Source organism: Streptomyces sp. BRA346, assembly GCF_052851135.1.
The window spans coordinates 188,830-205,941 of the sequence record NZ_JAIWIH010000003.1 but is presented as its reverse complement, the minus strand read 5'-3'; the positions used below and the strand labels follow the sequence as shown (position 1 = coordinate 205,941).

Sequence of the window (17,112 nt, the reverse complement as noted above, 5' to 3'; positions counted from 1 at the left end):
ATGACGAACGGCCGAATCTGCTGCACCCCGCGCGACGACGGCGCCTCCAGCACCGCCCTCCGGGCCACCCGGCCCTTCCACCCCGCCCGGCCGTGAGGCGTCGTCGCCACGCACCCGGACACCGGAGCCTTACGGCAGCGTCCTGCGCATGGTGTCCCTTAAACGCTCACACATCGACGCCACAGTCCTTGGCGATTCCGAGCAGACCCGACGCATGACCCTGGCCGATCGCGCGGAACTTCCACTCCCCGTCCCGCCGGTACAGCTGGCCGAACACCATCGCTGTCTCATCGCGGCCGCCCTCGGTCAGCTCGTCGCCCCCTTCACCCTCGCCCGTCCTGTTGTCGCCGGTGTGCCGAACGGCGCTGTCGGGCGTGGCACGGTTGTTGAAGAAGACGAAATGCTCGTCCGAGAGGATCCGGCCGTCCACGCCCAGCACCAGCGCACTGGCGTCGAGGTCCACGTCACCCGGGCCGGTGTTCACCTTCCGGCCGAGGCCCGCGACCACGCCAGCGAGGCCGGGCTGGAAACACCGTCTGCTCGGGCCGCGTGCCCGACCAAGGGAAAATCTACAGGACCGTAGAAGTCATGGAGGCAGGTGACCGATCATGTGAAGCCACCAGGCCCCGCGGAAGTACAACCCCCTTCGCGGCACCTCTCTACAAACCTGTAGTTTTCTCTTTCCACGTCACGCGATGGGGAGTACCGACAAGGAGATGCAGATGGCGCTGTGGGACCGCCTCAAGGACTCGGTCCAATCGATGCAGGCTCAGCTCACGGCGAAGAAGAGCCACCTGAAGAGCGGAGCCTTCCGGGACGCCAGCATCGCGATGTGCGCCCTGGTGGCGGCGGCGGACGGCAGGATCGATCCCTCGGAGCGGGAACGCGTCGCCCAGCTCATCGCCACCAACGATGTGCTCCAGACCTTCCCTTCGGACGATCTGCACCGCCGCTTCGAGGAGAACCTCGACAAGCTGACCGTGGACTTCGACCTCGGCAAGGTCAGCGCGATACAGGAGATCAGCAAGGCGAAGAAGAAGCCCGCCGAGGCACGGGCCGTCGTCCAGATCGGCATCGTCATCGGTGGTGCCGACGGCCACTTCGACGACAGCGAACGGGCCGTCGTCCGCGAAGTCTGCTTCGCCCTGGACATTCCTCCGGCCGAGTTCGACCTGGAACCGCACACGGCCGACGACCAGGCCTTCCGGCCCGACGTAGAGCAGGAGACGCACCCCGGGGCCGCCCTGCCCGCAGACGAGCTCCAGGTGTTCCTCAAGGCGCTGGCCAGCGGGACGCGCCAGAAGCTCTTCTCGCACTTCGCCAACGGCGAGGAGCTGACGGTCGGCGAGGCCGCCGAACGCGCCGGACTCGGTGCGTCGACCACGTCCGAGCACCTCGCCGTCCTCCGACGCGGCGGGCTGCTCAAGTCGGTGCGTACCGGCAAGCTCGTCCGCTACCGCACCGACCAGGAGAACATCACCGAACTCCTCGGACAGCTCCATTCCTTCCTGCTCGTCCCATCGACACCGCAGGACACCGGCGACCCGGTTACATCGGGGTGGCCGCGTGGAGGATCAGGAACAGGGTGACCGCCGAGTTCGCCGAGGACAGCGCCGACGCCGTCGTGCCCACCGCGGCACCCCATGCGGCCAGGCCCACCGTGGTGAACGCGGGCGGCCAGATGCGCCCCGCGGGAGCGGGGCGCAGCAGCGCGGCCACCCGGCGGGGCACCGGCCCCGTGGCGGCGAAGCCCGCCAGCGTGCCGACCGGCGCGCCCCGGGACATCAGCGCGGACTTGCCGATCGCCCGCGCCACGGTGCGCCGGTTGCCGACCGTCTGTGCCGCCTCCTCGTCCGCCCACCGCTCGGCCGTGTAGGTGACCGCGGTCCGCAGCGGACGCAGGAACGGGTTGGCCCACGCCGCGAGTTGCACGGTGAGCAGGAACCGGTGGTGGCGGCGGGCGAGATGCGTGCGCTCGTGGGCGAACAGGGCCCGGCGCTCGGCCGAGTCCAGCCCGGCGAGCATCCCGGTGCTCACCACGACGCGGTCCCGCCTGCCCGGCAGGGCGTAGGCGTACGGCGCCTCGTCGGGCAGCACCGCCACCGGGGTGGCGGGCAGGCCCGCGAGGGCGCGCTCGGCGCGGCGCCGTACGCGCTGGTGGCGCCACAGCGCCCGGGTGCACGCGGCGAGCACGGCGAACAGCGCGGGAATGGCGGCCTTGCCCGCCACCTCGTCGTACGGAACGGCTTCGCGCACCTCCGGGTCCGACCAGCCGTCGGGCAGCGGGTTGCCGGGCAACTGGGCCGTGCCGACCACCATCAGCAGCCCCAGGCACAGCGTGCTGCACACCGCGAACACCCCGGCCACCGCGGACAGCAACCAGGTCGCCGCACGCGGGTGCAGATGCTGCTCCGCCAGCCGGGCGATCGGCCACGCAGTCAAGGGCAACACCAGCGGCAGGAAGACGAAGACCCCCATGAACTCCTCTACTCCTCCGCTTCCCTGGCCCGTGCCAACAGTTCCCGCAACATCTGCTCGTCCTGCTGCGACAGGCCGGTCACGAAGCTGGCCAGCACCGCTTCGCGATCGTCCTCCTTGTCCAGCACCCGCCGCATCCGCAAGGCGGCCAGACCCGCCTCGTCGGCCGCCGCCGTCCACACGAAGGACCGGCCGGCCTTCTCCCGCGTCACCGCGCCCTTGGCCAGCAGCCGCGTCAGAATGGTGATCACGGTCGTATAGGCCAGAGCACCGCCGAGCTTCTCCTGGACCCACGCCGCGCTCGCGGGCTCCGGCGCCTCACGCAGAGCCGCCAGCACCTGCGCCTCCAGCTCACCCTGACCGCGCCGTCGGCCGCGCCCCTGGTCTCTCACCCCGTCTCCCTCCGGTCAACTGCCGCCCATGCCCGGGCGGGGTGGTTCATCGTAGCCACGCGATCCAACGGCACCCTGGCCCATATTTCTACAGTGCCGTAGATTACCGTCGTCGTTCGCGGCCCACGTCACGGGCCGCCACCTACCGGAGGGGACCACCCACCCATGTTCGGCCTCAGCGAGCTCGCTCTCCTCCTCATCGTCGCCATCGTCCTGATCGGCGCCAAGAAGCTCCCCGACCTCACCCGCTCCGCGGGCAAAGCGGCCCGCATCCTCAAAGGCGAGGCCAGGGCCATGAAGGCCGACGACACCTCGGCCAACGCCCCGAACACCCCACGCGTCATTCGGGCCTCCCCCGGCGACGTCACGCGCAAGGACCCGTCCTGAGAACGTCGACGACACCCTCCGCGGTCATGGGGCGGGCGGGGCCGCCTGGGCCAGGCCCGTCTGGTAAGCGATGACGACCAGTTGGGCGCGGTCGCGGGCGCCCAGTTTCGTCATCGCGCGGTGGATGTGTGTGCGCACGGTCAGCGGGCTGAGGGTGAGGACCTCGGCGATCTCGGTGTTGGACTTGCCCTCGGCGGCCAGGCCCATCACCTCGCGTTCACGGCCGGTGAGTTCGGACAGGCACTCCGGGGGCGCGAGGTGGGTGTCGGGGGCGGGGGTCATGAGGAAGTTCGTGATGAGGGTGCGGGTCGCGGCAGGTGACAGGAGGGCCTCGCCGGAGGCCACCGTGCGCAGGCCCGCCAGCAGGGTGTCGGCGGTGACGTCCTTGCCGAGGAAGCCGCTGGCACCGGCGCGCAGCGCATGGGCGACGTAGTCCTCGGTCTCGAACGTCGTCAGGATGAGGACCCGGGTGGCGGCCGGTGACGCGCAGCCGTGCCTCCTCCCGGGTGCGCTCGGCGTGTTCGGCGCGGGCCTGCACCGATGCCAGGTAGGCGCGCCGCAGGCCGGTCATGGTGCCGGCGGCGAGCGGCAGCAGCAGCCAGAAGAAGGGGCCGATCGTCCTGAGCACCAGGGAGAGACGGTCCATGGAGTCGGAGACCGTCGACGCGACCGTCAGTGCCGCCATGACGGTGATGCCGAAGGCGCGGGTGGTCTTGCGGTCGGAGAGCGTGGCCAGCCAGTAGACGGCGCTGGAGCTGTTCATCTCGGTCAAGACCGTGCAGTACCACCTGACGCACGTCTACTCCAAGCTGGGCATCCGTTCCCGCAGCGAACTCGCCGCGCGCTTCAGGGAACCGGACGTCAGTCCGTGACGAAGTCGTCGGGGGCGGACCGGGCGAGTGCGGCGAGCGTGGAGAGCGCCTGGGGCAGGACGTCGATCCGCGGTGAGGCGAGTCCCAGCCGGATCGCGTTGGGGGCGTGATTGCCGCTGACGGTGAACGCGGCTGCCGGGGCCACCCCGATGCCGTGCCGCGCTGCTGCGGCCACGAATGTGTCCGCACGCCACGGGCGAGGCAGCTGCCACCAACAGTAGTAGGAAAGCGGATCGCTCTGCACCGTGAAGTCGCCGAGGAGTTCACCCGCGATCTCCTGGCGTACGCGGGCTTCCCGCTGCTTGGCCTGGACGAGCGCCTTCACCGTTCCGTCCGTCTGCCAGTGGGACGCCGCTTCCAGGGCGAACCGCATGGGTGTCCACCCACCCGAACGCAGCGAGGTGGCGACGCTTCCCGCGGCCGCAGCGGGTGCCACCGCATACCCCAGCGTCAGGCCGGGGGCGAGCCGCTTGGAAAGGCTGTCGACGAGGACTGTCCGTTCGGGGGCGAGTGCCGCGAGCGGCGGCAGATCGTCACGGAGGAAGGACCAGATGGCGTCCTCGACCGCAGGGATTCCCCACCGCAGAAGCACGTCGGCAAGCCGCTCCACCCGCTCTGGGGGCATGGTCAGCGACAGTGGGTTGTGGAGGGTCGGCTGTACATAGACAGCGCTCAGTGGACCGCTGCGGTGAGCCTCCTCGACGGCCTCCGGGATGAGCCCCTCGGCGTCCATGGCCAGCGGCACGAGGACGATCCCGAGCCGGGCGGCGATCGACTTGATCACCGGGTAGGTCAGCTCTTCGACGCCCAGCCGGGTGCCGGGTGGCACCAGGGCGGTGATGACGGCCGAGATTGCCTGACGCCCGTTACCGGCGAACAGAACCTGCGCCGGATCGGGGCGCCAGCCGCCGCGGGCGAGTAGATCGGCGGCGGCCTCCCGGGTGTCGGGGGTGCCTGCCGCGCCGACCGGTTGCAGCACGGACTCCAGGACATCGGGTCGCAACAGCCCGCCGAGCCCAGTGGCCAGCAGCTCAGCCTGCTCGGGCACCACGGGGTAGTTGAGCTCGAGGTCGATTCTGCTGGTGGTGGGCTCGGTGAACGCGGGGGCGGATGTGCGGGGAGCCGCGCGTACGAACGTGCCGCGGCCCACCTCGCCCACGGTGAGGCCGCGCCGGGCGAGCTCCTGATAGACCCGCGTCGCCGTGGAGTTGGCGATGCCGTGCCGCTGGGCGAACTCTCGCTGAGGGGGAAGCCGATCGCCCGGCCTGAGCATGCCCGACCTGATCTCCTCGGCCACGGTGTCGGCGACGCTCTGGTAGTCCTTCACGGCGCCATCCAAGCACGATATTGCACTGAGTGCAATATCCATTGTTGCTCTGAGATCAGACGGGGAATACACTCGGCATTGCTCTGAGGCGGCACCGGCTCTCCCGCCACCTCGGTGCATCCGTTGCGGGTTCACCTTGAGGGGTATTCATGATTGAGCTGAGCGGCATCCTCGGCGTCGTGACGGTGGCTCTGGGGATGGTGCTCACCCCGGGCCCGAACATGATCTATTTGGTGTCCCGCAGCATCACCCAGGGGAAAGGTGCCGGCATGATCTCCCTCGGCGGTGTCGCCCTGGGCTTCATGGTCTATCTGCTGGCAGCGAATCTGGGCCTGTCGGTCGTCTTCCTCGCCGTGCCCGAGCTGTACGTCGCCGTGAAGCTGGCCGGTGCGGTCTATCTCGCCCATCTCGCCTGGACCGCTCTGAAGCCGGGCGGTGTCTCCGCCTTCGCGCCGCAGGACGTCACGCGGGACTCGCCGCGCAAGCTGTTCACGATGGGTCTGATGACGAACCTGCTCAACCCCAAGATTGCCATCATGTACCTCTCGCTCATCCCGCAGTTCATCAACATGGACGCGGGCCATGTCCTCTTCCAGGGCCTGCTGCTCGGCTCCATCCAGATCGTGGTGAGCGTTGCGGTGAACCTGACCATCGTGTTGGCCGCGGGAACCATCGCCGTGTTCCTCTCACGACGACCCTCCTGGCTCAAGGTGCAGCGCTACATGATGGGGACGGTGCTCGGCACGCTGGCCATCACGCTGGCCCTCGACACGTCGAACCCTGGGGCGCGTTCCAGCTGACGGGTACCCCCGGCCCACTTGTCGCTGTGTGCGGCGCTCATCCGTCCTGTTGGCCGCGGGACGCCGGTCTTCCGGTGGGCTGGTCGGTCTCGGTGGCGGCCCAGGCGGCCAGGAGACGCAGGGTGTCGTGATCGGGTGTGCCGGGGGCGGCGCTGTAGGCGGTGAGGGTCAGGCCGGGCTGAGCGGGCAGTTCCATGGCGTCGAAGTCGAGGGTGATCACGCCGATGGCGGGGTGGCGGAAGGACTTGCGGCCGGTGTGGTGAAGGCGGACGTTGTGCTTGGCCCAGGCGGTGCGGAACTCCTCGCTACGGGTGACGAGTTCGCCGATCAGGCCGGTCGGCAAGACGCAGTGGGTGGTGGGTACGCAGACCGAATACTCCACGGTGTTCGACCTGCCCATGGACTCCGTCCGCGTCATCTCGCCGTTCGTCGGAGGTGTCTTCGGAAGTGGGTTGCGCTGCTGGCCCCACGTGGTCGTCGCCGCGCTGGCCGCCCGGGAGACGGGCCGTCCGGTCAAGCTGGTGTTGAGCCGCAGGCAGATGTACTTCGGGACCGGCTTCCGGCCCTCCCATGAAGCACGAATTGCGCCACATGCGCGTCCAAGGCAGCGGCGCCATCGTCAACTGCTCCTCCCTCGGCGGTCTCGTCGGCATCCCCGGCCGCGTCTCCTGCCACGCCTCCAAGCACGGAGTCATCGGCCTGACCACCAGCACCGCCCTCGAATACGCCTCGCGCGGCATCCGCATCCACGCCATCTGCCCCGGCACCATCGACACCCCCATGGTCAGCGACATGATCGCCAATGGAGAGCTGGACCGCGCCGAGGCCGAAGCCAACCAGCCCATCAACCGGCTCGGCACCGCGGACGAAATCGCCCAGGCCGTCCTGTGGCTGTGCAGCCCCGGATCCGGCTTCGTCGTCGGCGCCGCCCTGCCCGTCGACGGCGGCTACGTCGCCCGATAGCGACCGCCAAGGAGTCGTGCCCGCGATCCGCGGCGCGTTGGCTGTGACCGCTTCCGGGCGTGCATGACGCCGGTGACGACGCCTCTCCACCAAGTGGTGTCATCCGTGTCGGCGGGGCTCGGGGTGACCATCGAGTAAGTGGATTGGATGGCATCGTGCTCGGGCGAGTCGGGCAGGGGGCCACGGGCAGGGGTCGTCGCGGCGCTCCTCCAGGGCCTTGGCGGTGGGGAAGGTCATGGTCAGTACGTCGGCGAAGCCGTAGTCGGCGGCCTGCATCGCACAGGCGGCCTCCACGTAGCCGACGAAACCGTGCCAGGGGTCGTGGTCGTCCAGGGTGACCGCGACCGCGCAGCGTACGCGACCAGTTCCTCATCGCGTCTTCGTCGGGGCGCTGTGCTCGCAGCTGCTCCGAGCCGTAATACCGTGCTCGCATGGAACAGCGCATCACGTTGGTCACGCTGGGCGTCTCCGATCTCGCTCGGGCCAAGGCCTTCTACGAGGCCCTGGGCTGGCGGGGGCAGGAAGTCGAGGAGACCGTGTTCTTCCAGGCGGGCGGCCTGGGAGTGGTCCTGTGGGGGCGCGACAAGCTGGCGCGGGACTGCGGGCTGGAGCCGGGGCCCGCGGCCGGGTTCGGCGGGATCGCCCTGGCGCACAACGTGCGGTCCGAGGCGGAGGTCGACGCTCTGCTCGCGGCGGCGGAACGGGCCGGTGGGACGATCACCAAGCCCGCGGCCGTCAACGCCATCGGCTTCTACTCCAGCGCCTTCACCGACCCGGACGGCCACGTCTGGGAAGTCGCGTACAACCCCGGGTTCCCGCTCGCCGAGGACGGCTCGGTCACCCTTCCCGATTTCGGCACTCCGTAACGCCCCTCTAGTCCGCGTCGTCCACGTAGCGCAGCACTCCCATCATGTGCCGCTCGTCGACCTGCTCCGAGTCCGGACCGGTCGCGACGCAGTCGGTCAGCCGCTTGGTGAGGGTGTCGGCGTCGATGCCGGTGCCGATCATCACCAGCTGGGTGGTGCGGGGTTCCCCGCGCTCCCAGGGCACCGGCTGGAACCGCAGGTACGCGCCGACGGCGTGGAGGCCGTACTTCCGCTGAGGTTCGGCGCCCGCGAAGTGGACGAAGCCCTTGAGGCGGTAGAGGCCCGCGGGCCGGGCGTCGAGGAACTCCATGAACCGGCGCGGGTCCAGCGGCTCGGCCGAGGTGAATTCAACGCTCTCGTAGGCGGCGTGGAGATGGCGGCCGTGGTCGTGCTCGTCGGCACACACGTCGGCGAACGACAGCTGCCGGAAGCGCTCTTCGGGGGTGTCCCGGGGCTCGTGGTCGAAGAGGAGACCGGGGTCGACGCGGCCGTGCTCGGCGGTGAGGACGGGCAGCCCCGGGGCGATCTCGGCGACGGTGTCCAGGACGCGTTGCCGCTCCTCCTCCCCCACCCGGTCGGTCTTGTTGAGCACGATCAGGTCGGCGTCGCGCACATGGCGGTCCAGCTCGGGATGGCGGTCGCGGGTGCTCGCGAACTCGGCGGCGTCCACGACCTCCACCAGGCCGCCGTAGCGGATGCGCTGGTTGCCGCTGGACAGCAGCGTACGGATCATGCTCTGCGGTTCGGCCAGACCGCTCGCCTCGATCACGACCACGTCGATGCGCAGCTCCGGGTCGGTGAGCCGGTCGAGCATCTCGTCCATTTCGGAGGCGTCGGCGGCGCAGCACAGACAGCCGTTCTCGATGGGGATCATCGAGTCGACCTGTCCGGCGACGGCCATGGCGTCGATGTTGATGCTGCCGAAGTCGTTGACGATGACCCCGATCCGGGTGTCCACGCTGTCGCGCATCAGATGGTTGAGCATCGTGGTTTTTCCGGAACCCAGGAAACCCGTGATGAGAAGGACCGGGATCCGTTGTGTGGCCAAGGCTCTGTCTCCGTGCGGCGGTGCGGGCGGGCCGTCCATGCTATCCGGACGGCGGCCCGGGGCGGATCTCGGCCATCGGCGAGCGGGATGACATGGTGTCAGTTTCGGTGGCACCGCCCCGCTTCTGCCGCTACCAGGTCGGCATCAAGGCCACAAGGCATCTCTTTCCGCGCGGGTGCACTCTAGTGGGATCCTGGCCAACTTGTGCCCGTCGCCCGTCTTCCGTGCGCGCCGCGCACGTCCTTAAGCTCTCAAGCAAGCGAGACGGCTGATGATCACGTGCCACACGGTGCGCATGTGACCTGGCCGGCGGGGCCTGATCTCCTCGCCGACGTGCCACCTGTCGCACTTCAAACGGCTCATCACTTTTCACCCTCACCTCCGTACCTGGGCTCTTCGTGCCCGCACGCGGCTCCATCAGCCGAACAACGACCGACTTGTCGAACGAGAGTGGGCGACATATGCGGATACACACCCTGCATCGGGACGCACGACCGGAGTGGCCCGCCGATCCCCTCCGGCATCTCTCCGGCACGGACCGGCGGCTGTTCCAGCGGTTCGGCCAGGGACCGGCGACCACACCGCCCTGTTCCCTGATCCACCAGGCCATCGAGCGGCACGCCACCGCGTCCCCGCTCGCCGTCGCGGCCGAGCACCTCGGCGAGACGATCACCTACGGGGAGCTGGACCGGCAGGCCGGACGGCTGGCGGCACGGCTCGCCCGGCTGGGCGTGCGCCCCGGCGACCACGTCGCGCTGTTCGTCCGGCGCTCCATCCCCATGCTCGTCGGGCTGCTGGCGACCCTGAAGGCGGGCGCGGCCTATGTGCCGCAGGACGCGGGCCTGGCGCCCCCGGCCCAGCTCGGCCATGTCATCCGTACGGCGTCGACCCGGGTGATCCTGACGACGTCCGCCTACGCGGACCGCATTCCGGCGCCACCCGGCCACACCGTCGTCCCGATCGACACCGCGATGGCCGACTCCTTCGATTCGTTCGACCCCTTCGACGGCGAGGGGACCGGACGCCCCTTCGCCCCCGCCCGGCCCGTGACACCGGACGACGGCTGCTACATCCTGTTCACCTCCGGCACCACGGGAGCGCCCAACGGGGTCACCGTCACCCATCGCAATGTGTGCAACCTCCTGCTCACCGAGCCCGGGAACTTAGGGATGCGGCCCGGGCTGCGGGTGTCCCAGATCCTCAACGTGGCCTTCGACATGGCCGCGTGGGAGATCCTCGGCTGTCTGAGCCACGGCGCCACCCTGGTCATCCGTGGCGCCGACATCGCCGAGACCGTGCGCCGGGTGGACGTGGTCATCGCGACCCCCACCGTGCTCAGCGCGGTCGACCCGGAGCTGTGCGGGCGGGTCAAGGTCGCGGCCGTCGCCGGGGAGCCGTGTCCGCGCGCGCTCGCCGACCGCTGGGCCCGGGTCTGCACCTTCTACAACGCGTGCGGGCCGACGGAGACCACGATCGTCAACACCATGCAGCGCCATGACCCGGCGGCGCTGCGGCTGACCGTCGGACGGCCGACCCCCAACAACACCGTGTACGTCCTGGACGCCGAGCGGCGTCCGTGTGCCATCGGCGAGACCGGTGAGATGTGGGCCGGTGGCGACTGCGTGTCGGCGGGCTATCTGCACAATCCGCGGCTCACCGCGGAACGGTACGCGCCCGACCCGTTCCTCGGCGGCGGGCGGCTGATGTTCCGCACCCGCGACCTGGGCCGCTGGACGCCCGACGGCGAGCTGGAGCACCTGGGCCGCACCGACGACCAGGTCAAGGTGCGGGGCTTCCGGGTCGAGCTGGACTCCGTATCGGCCGTCCTCGAAGCGGTCCCCGGCTGCGTCCGCGCGGTGACGCTCAAGCTGGACGACCGCAGTCTGGTGTCCTTCGCCGCCCCGCTGCGGGTCGACCCCGAGTCGGCGCGGCAGGCCGTGGCCCGGGCCCTCCCCTACTACTGCGTGCCGGTGGCCGTCCACACCCTCCCCGCGCTGCCGCTCACCAGCCGCGGAAAGGTCGACAAGTCGGCTCTGCTGCGGCTGGCCGCCGAGCGCCGCACGGCCGGTGAGGTGGCGTCGTGACCACACCTCGCATCGTGACCACACCCCGCGCCGAAGCGCCGCCGCGCGCCGCGGACCTGCCGCTGCCGCCCCGGACACCGGGGGTGCGCGGGCTGCTGAAGCATCCGCGCCTGATGCACTACAACCGCCTCATCGCCCTGGTCCTCGCGGTCAACCTGGCGTTCCTGCTGTCCCGTTCGGGCGGTGGCCTGACGCCTCGTACGCTCTCCGACGCGGCGCTCGTCAACTTCGCGGTGGCCATCGTCATCCGCCAGCAGTACGTCATCAATCTGCTCTTCCGCATCGCCACCGCGGCGCCCACCAGCTGGCCGCTGAGGATCCGGTGGACGCTGGCGAAGGTCTACCACTTCGGCGGGGTGCACGTCGGCGGCGCCCTCGCGGGCACCCTCTGGTTCCTCGCCCTGGTGGCCTCGCTGACCCGGCACACCGCCCCGGCGGCGACGCTCATCGTCTCGTACGCCCTGGTCGTCCTGCTGATCGGGATCACGGCCACGGCGCTGCCGCCCTTCCGGGCGCGGTTCCACGACCACTTCGAGAAGACCCACCGCTTCGGCGGCTGGGCGGCGCTCGTGCTCTTCTGGGCGCAGACCGTGCTGACCACGCTCGACGCGCCCGGCGAGGGGTCGGCCGCCGGGCGGCTGCTGGCGGCGCCGGGCGTCTGGGTACTGGCCGTGATCACCTTCAGCATCGCGCTGCCGTGGCTGCGGCTGCGCCGGGTGCCGGTGGCCGTCGAACGTCCCTCCGCCCATGTGGCGCTCGCCCGTTTCAACCACGGGGTGACGCCCTTCGCCGGGTCCTCGACGGCGATCAGCCGCAGCCCGCTGCGGGAGTGGCACTCGTTCGCCAATGTGCCGGCGCCGGGCGAGTCGGGGTTCCGGCTCACCATCTCCCGCGCCGGGGACTGGACGGGCACCTTCATCGACGACGCGCCGACCCGGGTGTGGGTGAAGGGCATCACCACCGCGGGCGTGGCCAACATCGAGACCCTGTTCCGCAAGGTGGTCTACGTGGCCACCGGCAGCGGCATCGGCCCCTGCCTCCCTCATCTGCTGGCCCAGGAGGTCCCGGCGCGGCTGGTGTGGGCGACCCGCGACCCCCGGACGACCTACGGCGACGCCCTGGTGGACGAGATCCTGGCCGTCCAGCCCGACGCGGTCATCTGGGACACCTCCGAACACGGCAAGCCCGACATGGTCCGGCTCGCCCACGCTGCGTACGCGGACTTCGGGGCCGAGGCCGTCATCTGCATCTCCAACAAGAAGCTCACCTGGCAGGTGGTCCACGGCCTGGAGTGCCGCGGGATCCCCGCGTACGGCGCCATCTGGGACTCGTAGACCGGCCCCCGGAACCCTTGGGAAGGGAGACACCGTGAACTTCATCAAGATCGAGCGACAGGATCGCGTCGTCACCGTGACGCTGCACCGCCCCGAGGTGCTCAATGCGCTCAGCAGCGGGCTGCTGGCCGAACTGGTCGAGGCGATGCGGCCACTGGACCGCGACCCCGGGACCGGCTGCTTCGTGATCACCGGCTCGGAGCGGGCGTTCGCAGCGGGCGCCGACATCAAGGAGATGGAGCCCAAGACGTCCGTCGCGATGTTCGCCGAGGACTACTTCGCGGGCTGGGACGCCTTCGCCGCGCTGCGCACCCCCAAGATCGCGGCGGTGTCCGGCTACGCCCTGGGCGGCGGCTGCGAGCTGGCGATGATGTGCGACATCATCCTGGCCGGAGAATCGGCCACCTTCGGTCAGCCGGAGATCAAACTGGGTGTGATCCCGGGCATCGGCGGCACCCAGCGGCTGACGAAACTGGTCGGAAAGGCCAAGGCGATGGACCTGATCCTGACCGGGCGCACCATGGGCGCGCAGGAGGCGGAGCGCGCCGGGCTGGTCTCCCGGGTGGTCCCCGACGACCGGCTGACGGCGGAGGCGGCGGCCCTCGCCGCGACCGTCGCCTCCTACGGCAAACCGGCCGTCATGGCGGCGCGCGAGGCGGTGGAACGGGCGCTGGAGGTGGGGCTGCGCGAGGGGCTGCTGTTCGAACGGCGCGCCTTCCACGCACTGTTCGCCACCGAGGACCAGTCCGAGGGGATGGCCGCGTTCCGCGAGAAGCGCGCTCCGCGTTTCACCGGCCGCTGAGACCCGCCCGTCCCCGCTCCTGGTGCAGGAAGAGCCCGGGAGCGGGGCGGGAAGCGCCCGGTCAGGGGATCTCGACGCCCGCCTCGGCGGAGAGGCGGTCGATCTCGGCCAGCTCGGCATCGCTGAAGCCGGGCGAGTCCAGGACCGCGATGTTCTGCTCCAGCTGGGCGACGCTGCTCGCGCCGATCAGCACGGAGACCACCCGCGGATCCCGCAGCACCCAGGCGAGCGCCAGCTGGGCGAGGGTCTGGCCGCGCTCCCCGGCGATCTTGTTGAGGGCGTGCAGCAGCGTCAGCCGCTCCTCGGTGAGCGCGTCGCGCTTGAGGAAGTGGCCGAGCGCCATGCGGGAGTCCGCGGGCACACCGTTCAGGTAGCGGTCGGTGAGCTGGCCCTGCGCGAGCGGCGAGAAGGCGATGACACCGGCACCGGCCGCGGCGGAGGCCTCCAGCACCCCGCCCTCGACGCCGCGCTGGAGCATCGAGTACGGATGCTGGTTGATCAGGTACGGGGTGCGCAGCTCCTTCAGGATCGCGGCCGCCTCCGCGATGGCCTCCGGCGGGTAGTTCGACAGCCCGGCGTAGAGGGCCTTGCCCTGCCGAACGGCGCTGTCGAGCGCGCCCATCGTCTCTTCGAGCGGGGTGTCCGGGTCGAAGCGGTGGGAGTAGAACACGTCGACGTAGTCCAGGCCCATGCGGGTCAGCGACTGGTCGAGGCTGGACAGCATGTACTTGCGCGAGCCCCACTCGCCGTACGGCCCGGGCCACATCAGGTATCCGGCCTTGCTCGCGATGAACAGCTCGTCGCGGTAGGGGCGGAAGTCCTGGGCGAAGACCGTGCCGAAGTTGCTCTCGGCGCTGCCGGGCGGTGGCCCGTAGTTGTTGGCCAGGTCGATGTGGGTGACGCCGAGGTCGAAGGCGCGGCGCAGCACGGCGCGCTGGGTCTCGAGCGGGTGGGTGTCGCCGAAGTTGTGCCACAGGCCGAGCGAGACCTTCGGCAGCAGCACGCCGCTGCGCCCGCAGCGCTGGTACTGCATGGAGTCGTAGCGGTTCTCCGCCGCGAGGTGGGCCATGTACGTCGTCCTTGTCCATGCCGATCGGTTCGGGGGCGGGCAGGCCGTGGCCCGCCCGCCCGAGCTTGTCAGCTTTCTGCCAGGGTGGCGACCTCATTCGCGCTGAGTGTCCGGCCGTACACGCGGAAGTCGTCGTACGCGGCCTTGAGGTACGGATCCGGGTACTGCGACTTGCCGAGGTAGGCGGCGCGGATGTGGTTGCCGAAGTGGACCGGCTCGACGGTGACGCGGGTGTTGCGGCCGACCTCCCGCCCGCCGACGTAGAGGACGGCGGTGCCACTGCCGTAGGCGACGGCGACGTGGGTCCACTGGCCGGTGGGCAGCGGCGCGGCCTCGATGCGCTGCTCGGCGCCGCCTCCGCCCGCGGTGATGGCGAAGCGCAGCTTCCCGGAGTCGGCGATCGGGGTGAGGAACATGTTGGCGGTGACACCGGTGCCGATGTCGAAGATCCGGGTCCACTGGGCGGGGGTGCCGTCCAGTGGACCCAGGTGGCGACCGTGTACGCGGTGGCGCCCGCGAGGAGGTCGTCGGCGAGGGTCACGTACCCGTTGCTGCCGTTCAGCGCGACGGCGCCGCCGGTCCTGCCCTTGGTCCAGGTGGCGCCGCCGGTGAGCCGGGCGGTCTTGCCTCGGCCGGTGGCGTCGGCCGCGGCGGTGCCGGAGGTCTCGTCGAAGCGGTACCAGGCGGCGAAGGCGGGCGGCGGGGTGGGCGGCTGCCCGGTGAGCCAGTACACGTTGTAGCGCTGGTGGTGGACGCGGGCGATGGGAAGCAGGGTGACGCTCTGCCCGTCCGCGGTGGCGGTGAAGCGCATCGGGCTGGTGGCCTGCTGGACCACGGAGTCCTGCTTGAGGCGTGGCATGGTCATGCTGGTGACGGTGCCGTACGCCCCGGCCAGCACGACGGGCCCGTACAGCACGGCCTGGATGTCGGGGTCGTCTGGGGTGGGTTCGAGCTTCAGCTTCATCGGGAGGGTGACCTCGACCCGGTCGCCGGTCTTCCACTGACGGTCGATGATCAGCCAGCTGCCGGGTTTCGGCTGGTCGGGGAGGGTGGTGCCGTTGAGGCCGGCGCGGGCCCCGGACGCCCACGAGGGGATCCGGACGCGCAGTTCCAGGGAGGCCGCGCCGGAGCTGACGGTGAGGGTGGTGGTCTGCTGGTCGGGGAAGCCGGTGGTCTGGCGCCAGGTGATGCCCTTCTCCTGCCAGCGCACCTCGGAGGGGATGAAGAGGTTCACCAGGAGGCTGCGGTCGCCGCGGGTGTAGATGGTGTCGGCGAACTTGGCGTGGGTCTCCATGCCGCTGCCGTGGTCGCAGGAGAAGTTGTCGTAGTCGGTGGAGTACTGGTTCGGGTCGGGGCCCATGAAGGACGGCTGCTGTTTGAAGGAGCCGGGGGCGAGGCCCGTGTAGTAGATGTTGAAGCCGTGGGCCGAGTCGGGGTCCTGTTCGCCGAGCATCTGGTTGAACAGGGTGCGCTCGTAGTAGTCGAGCAGGTCGGTGCGCTCGGGCGCGTGGAAGTGGATCAGCCGGGCGAGCTTGAGCATGTTGTACGAATTGCAGTTCTCGCAGCAGCTGCCGCTGAGCTGGGCGGCGATGGCGTCGGGTTCGTGGAAGGCCTCGCCGTTGCTGTTGCCGCCGATGACGTACGTGTGGTGGTCGGTGACGATCTTCCAGAAGTTCTCGCCGATGGTGCGGTAGCGGCTGTCCAGACCCTCTTCCCACAGCCGCAGGGCGCCGACCATCTTGGGGATCTGGGTGTTGGCGTGGAGTCCGGCGAGCCGGTCCTCGTTCCGGCTGAGCGGGTCGAAGACGCGGGCGTGGGTGAAGCGCTCGGCGACCTTCAGCCACCGGCTGTCGCCGGTGATCGCGTGCAGGTCGGCGAGGACGTCGTTCATGCCGCCGTACTCGGTCTCCAGGACGCGCTGCATCTGGTCGTAGCCGAGCCTCGCCGTGCGGGTGTCGACCCAGGCGGCCTGGCGCAGCACGGTCTCCAGGGCCTCGGCGTTGCCCGCGAGCCGGTACTGGTCGACCAGCCCGGCCATGATCTTGTGGATGGTGTAGTACGGGGCCCAGACCCCGCTGCCGGACTCCAGCCGGTCGAAGAAGTTCTCGGGGAACGCCGACAGATAGCCCGTCCGGTAGCCGGCCGCCGGGGATTTGGCCTGGCAGGCGGCGAGCGCGGAGACCAGCTTGCGGCTCTTGTCGAGGAGCGCGGTGTCGCCGGTGTTGGCGTAGGTCAGGGCGAGGCCGGACAGGAGGTGGCCGGTGCTGTGGCCGCGCAGTTCGGTGGTCGGGCTCTCCCAGCCGCCGCAGGGCTTGGCGCTGCTGGCGATGCCGACGTTGAGGCGGAAGGTGTGCAGCAGCCGGTCGATGTCGACGAAGCGCAGATAGGCGGTGTTGCGGGACTGGTTGTCCTTGAAGGCGCCGGGGAGCAGGGTCACGGCGGTGAGCGGGAAGGGCCGGACGCTCGTCAGCGCCCCGGGCTTCCGCGGGGCCGCGGCCGGGGCGGCGCCGGGCGTGGCCGCCGCCGCGGTGCCACCGGCGGCCCCGGTGAGCATCACGGCGGCGGCCCCGGAGGCGGTGGTGGCGATGAAGTGCCGTCTGTCGACTGGTTCGTTCATGACTCTCCTCACGGAGGTTCGAAATTACGAACAAGGTCCGACATCGTGCGCACGTGAAGCTACCGGCGCCTCC

General features: G+C 70.2%; 16 protein-coding genes and 7 pseudogenes. 13 read left to right on the top strand and 10 right to left on the bottom strand.

The genetic code is table 11. The features are described 5' to 3' along the window. Positions 1 to 166: 166 nt before the first annotated feature. Positions 167 to 565, bottom strand: a pseudogene (locus LCH29_RS04900) (TerD family protein); the annotation flags it as partial. A gap of 157 nt (positions 566 to 722) precedes the next feature. Here LCH29_RS04900 and LCH29_RS04895 point away from each other — a divergent pair. Both LCH29_RS04895 and LCH29_RS04890 read left to right on the top strand, forming a co-directional pair. Next, positions 723 to 1,175 (top strand): annotated as a pseudogene (locus tag LCH29_RS04895) (tellurite resistance TerB family protein); the annotation flags it as partial. 90 nt (positions 1,176 to 1,265) lie between these two features. After that, a complete protein-coding gene (locus LCH29_RS04890; protein WP_446460574.1) occupies positions 1,266 to 1,589 on the top strand; it encodes an ArsR/SmtB family transcription factor in 324 nt (107 codons plus the stop codon). Here the strand turns inward: LCH29_RS04890 and LCH29_RS04885 are convergent. After that, entirely contained in the window at positions 1,549 to 2,478 is a 930-nt protein-coding gene (locus LCH29_RS04885; RefSeq protein ID WP_446460434.1) for a M56 family metallopeptidase, read from the bottom strand. The genes LCH29_RS04890 and LCH29_RS04885 overlap by 41 nt on opposite strands. Positions 2,479 to 2,486: 8 nt before the next feature. After that, positions 2,487 to 2,870: a BlaI/MecI/CopY family transcriptional regulator gene (locus tag LCH29_RS04880; RefSeq protein ID WP_446460433.1), complete on the bottom strand. Its 384-nt coding sequence runs from the start codon at positions 2,868 to 2,870 to the stop codon at positions 2,487 to 2,489. Positions 2,871 to 3,035: 165 nt separating this feature from the next. Here LCH29_RS04880 and LCH29_RS04875 point away from each other — a divergent pair, with 165 nt between their 5' ends. Beyond that, positions 3,036 to 3,257, top strand: coding sequence for a twin-arginine translocase TatA/TatE family subunit (locus LCH29_RS04875; RefSeq protein WP_446460432.1), 222 nt, complete (start codon positions 3,036 to 3,038; stop codon positions 3,255 to 3,257). Positions 3,258 to 3,281: 24 nt separating this feature from the next. On the opposite strand, the pseudogene LCH29_RS04870 reads toward LCH29_RS04875, so the two are convergent. Beyond that, positions 3,282 to 3,746: pseudogene (locus LCH29_RS04870) on the bottom strand (response regulator transcription factor); the annotation flags it as partial. Positions 3,747 to 4,033: 287 nt separating this feature from the next. On the opposite strand from LCH29_RS04870, the gene LCH29_RS04865 reads away from it, so the two are divergent. Next, positions 4,034 to 4,129 (top strand): hypothetical protein, encoded by a 96-nt coding sequence (locus LCH29_RS04865; RefSeq protein ID WP_446460431.1) that lies wholly within the window; start codon positions 4,034 to 4,036, stop codon positions 4,127 to 4,129. Here LCH29_RS04865 and LCH29_RS04860 read toward each other — a convergent pair. Beyond that, positions 4,119 to 5,456, bottom strand: coding sequence for an aminotransferase-like domain-containing protein (locus LCH29_RS04860; RefSeq protein WP_446460573.1), 1,338 nt, complete (start codon positions 5,454 to 5,456; stop codon positions 4,119 to 4,121). The genes LCH29_RS04865 and LCH29_RS04860 overlap by 11 nt on opposite strands. A gap of 149 nt (positions 5,457 to 5,605) precedes the next feature. On the opposite strand from LCH29_RS04860, the gene LCH29_RS04855 reads away from it, so the two are divergent. After that, positions 5,606 to 6,256, top strand: coding sequence for a LysE family translocator (locus LCH29_RS04855; protein ID WP_446460430.1), 651 nt, complete (start codon positions 5,606 to 5,608; stop codon positions 6,254 to 6,256). 37 nt (positions 6,257 to 6,293) lie between these two features. On the opposite strand, the pseudogene LCH29_RS04850 reads toward LCH29_RS04855, so the two are convergent. Beyond that, a pseudogene (locus LCH29_RS04850) lies at positions 6,294 to 6,593 on the bottom strand (MmyB family transcriptional regulator); the annotation flags it as partial. Here LCH29_RS04850 and LCH29_RS04845 point away from each other — a divergent pair. The 3 genes and pseudogenes from LCH29_RS04845 to LCH29_RS04835 all read left to right on the top strand — a co-directional run. Then, positions 6,547 to 6,840, top strand: a pseudogene (locus LCH29_RS04845) (molybdopterin cofactor-binding domain-containing protein); the annotation flags it as partial. The pseudogenes LCH29_RS04850 and LCH29_RS04845 overlap by 47 nt on opposite strands. Beyond that, a pseudogene (locus tag LCH29_RS04840) lies at positions 6,827 to 7,219 on the top strand (SDR family oxidoreductase); the annotation flags it as partial. The pseudogenes LCH29_RS04845 and LCH29_RS04840, both read left to right, overlap by 14 nt. Positions 7,220 to 7,650: 431 nt before the next feature. After that, positions 7,651 to 8,085, top strand: coding sequence for a VOC family protein (locus LCH29_RS04835; protein WP_446460429.1), 435 nt, complete (start codon positions 7,651 to 7,653; stop codon positions 8,083 to 8,085). A 7-nt stretch (positions 8,086 to 8,092) separates the two neighbouring features. Here LCH29_RS04835 and LCH29_RS04830 read toward each other — a convergent pair whose 3' ends face one another. Next, positions 8,093 to 9,133, bottom strand: coding sequence for a CobW family GTP-binding protein (locus tag LCH29_RS04830; RefSeq protein WP_446460428.1), 1,041 nt, complete (start codon positions 9,131 to 9,133; stop codon positions 8,093 to 8,095). A gap of 461 nt (positions 9,134 to 9,594) precedes the next feature. Here LCH29_RS04830 and LCH29_RS04825 point away from each other — a divergent pair, with 461 nt between their 5' ends. Genes LCH29_RS04825 through LCH29_RS04815 form a run of 3 tightly spaced genes read left to right on the top strand, consistent with a single transcriptional unit; the run spans position 9,595 to position 13,353 of the window. Further along, a complete protein-coding gene (locus LCH29_RS04825) occupies positions 9,595 to 11,217 on the top strand; it encodes an amino acid adenylation domain-containing protein (RefSeq protein WP_446460427.1) in 1,623 nt (540 codons plus the stop codon). Next, positions 11,214 to 12,551, top strand: a complete 1,338-nt coding sequence (locus LCH29_RS04820; RefSeq protein ID WP_446460426.1) for a hypothetical protein — start codon at positions 11,214 to 11,216, stop codon at positions 12,549 to 12,551. The genes LCH29_RS04825 and LCH29_RS04820 overlap by 4 nt, the downstream gene beginning before the upstream one ends. A gap of 34 nt (positions 12,552 to 12,585) precedes the next feature. After that, positions 12,586 to 13,353, top strand: a complete 768-nt coding sequence (locus LCH29_RS04815; protein WP_446460425.1) for an enoyl-CoA hydratase-related protein — start codon at positions 12,586 to 12,588, stop codon at positions 13,351 to 13,353. Positions 13,354 to 13,414: 61 nt separating this feature from the next. Here LCH29_RS04815 and LCH29_RS04810 read toward each other — a convergent pair whose 3' ends face one another. Beyond that, complete coding sequence (locus LCH29_RS04810; protein WP_123098412.1) at positions 13,415 to 14,422, bottom strand: aldo/keto reductase; 1,008 nt, start codon at positions 14,420 to 14,422, stop codon at positions 13,415 to 13,417. Between the two features lie 68 nt (positions 14,423 to 14,490). Continuing rightward, a complete protein-coding gene (locus LCH29_RS04805) occupies positions 14,491 to 14,838 on the bottom strand; it encodes a LamG domain-containing protein (protein WP_446460424.1) in 348 nt (115 codons plus the stop codon). Between the two features lie 72 nt (positions 14,839 to 14,910). On the opposite strand from LCH29_RS04805, the gene LCH29_RS04800 reads away from it, so the two are divergent. Beyond that, on the top strand, positions 14,911 to 15,162 hold the full coding sequence (locus LCH29_RS04800; RefSeq protein ID WP_446460423.1) for a hypothetical protein: 252 nt from the start codon (positions 14,911 to 14,913) through the stop codon (positions 15,160 to 15,162). Positions 15,163 to 15,183: 21 nt separating this feature from the next. After that, positions 15,184 to 15,426: a hypothetical protein gene (locus LCH29_RS04795; RefSeq protein WP_446460422.1), complete on the top strand. Its 243-nt coding sequence runs from the start codon at positions 15,184 to 15,186 to the stop codon at positions 15,424 to 15,426. A gap of 17 nt (positions 15,427 to 15,443) precedes the next feature. On the opposite strand, the pseudogene LCH29_RS04790 reads toward LCH29_RS04795, so the two are convergent. Continuing rightward, positions 15,444 to 16,976 (bottom strand): annotated as a pseudogene (locus tag LCH29_RS04790) (glycoside hydrolase family 127 protein); the annotation flags it as partial. Between the last annotated feature and the right edge of the window lie 136 nt (positions 16,977 to 17,112).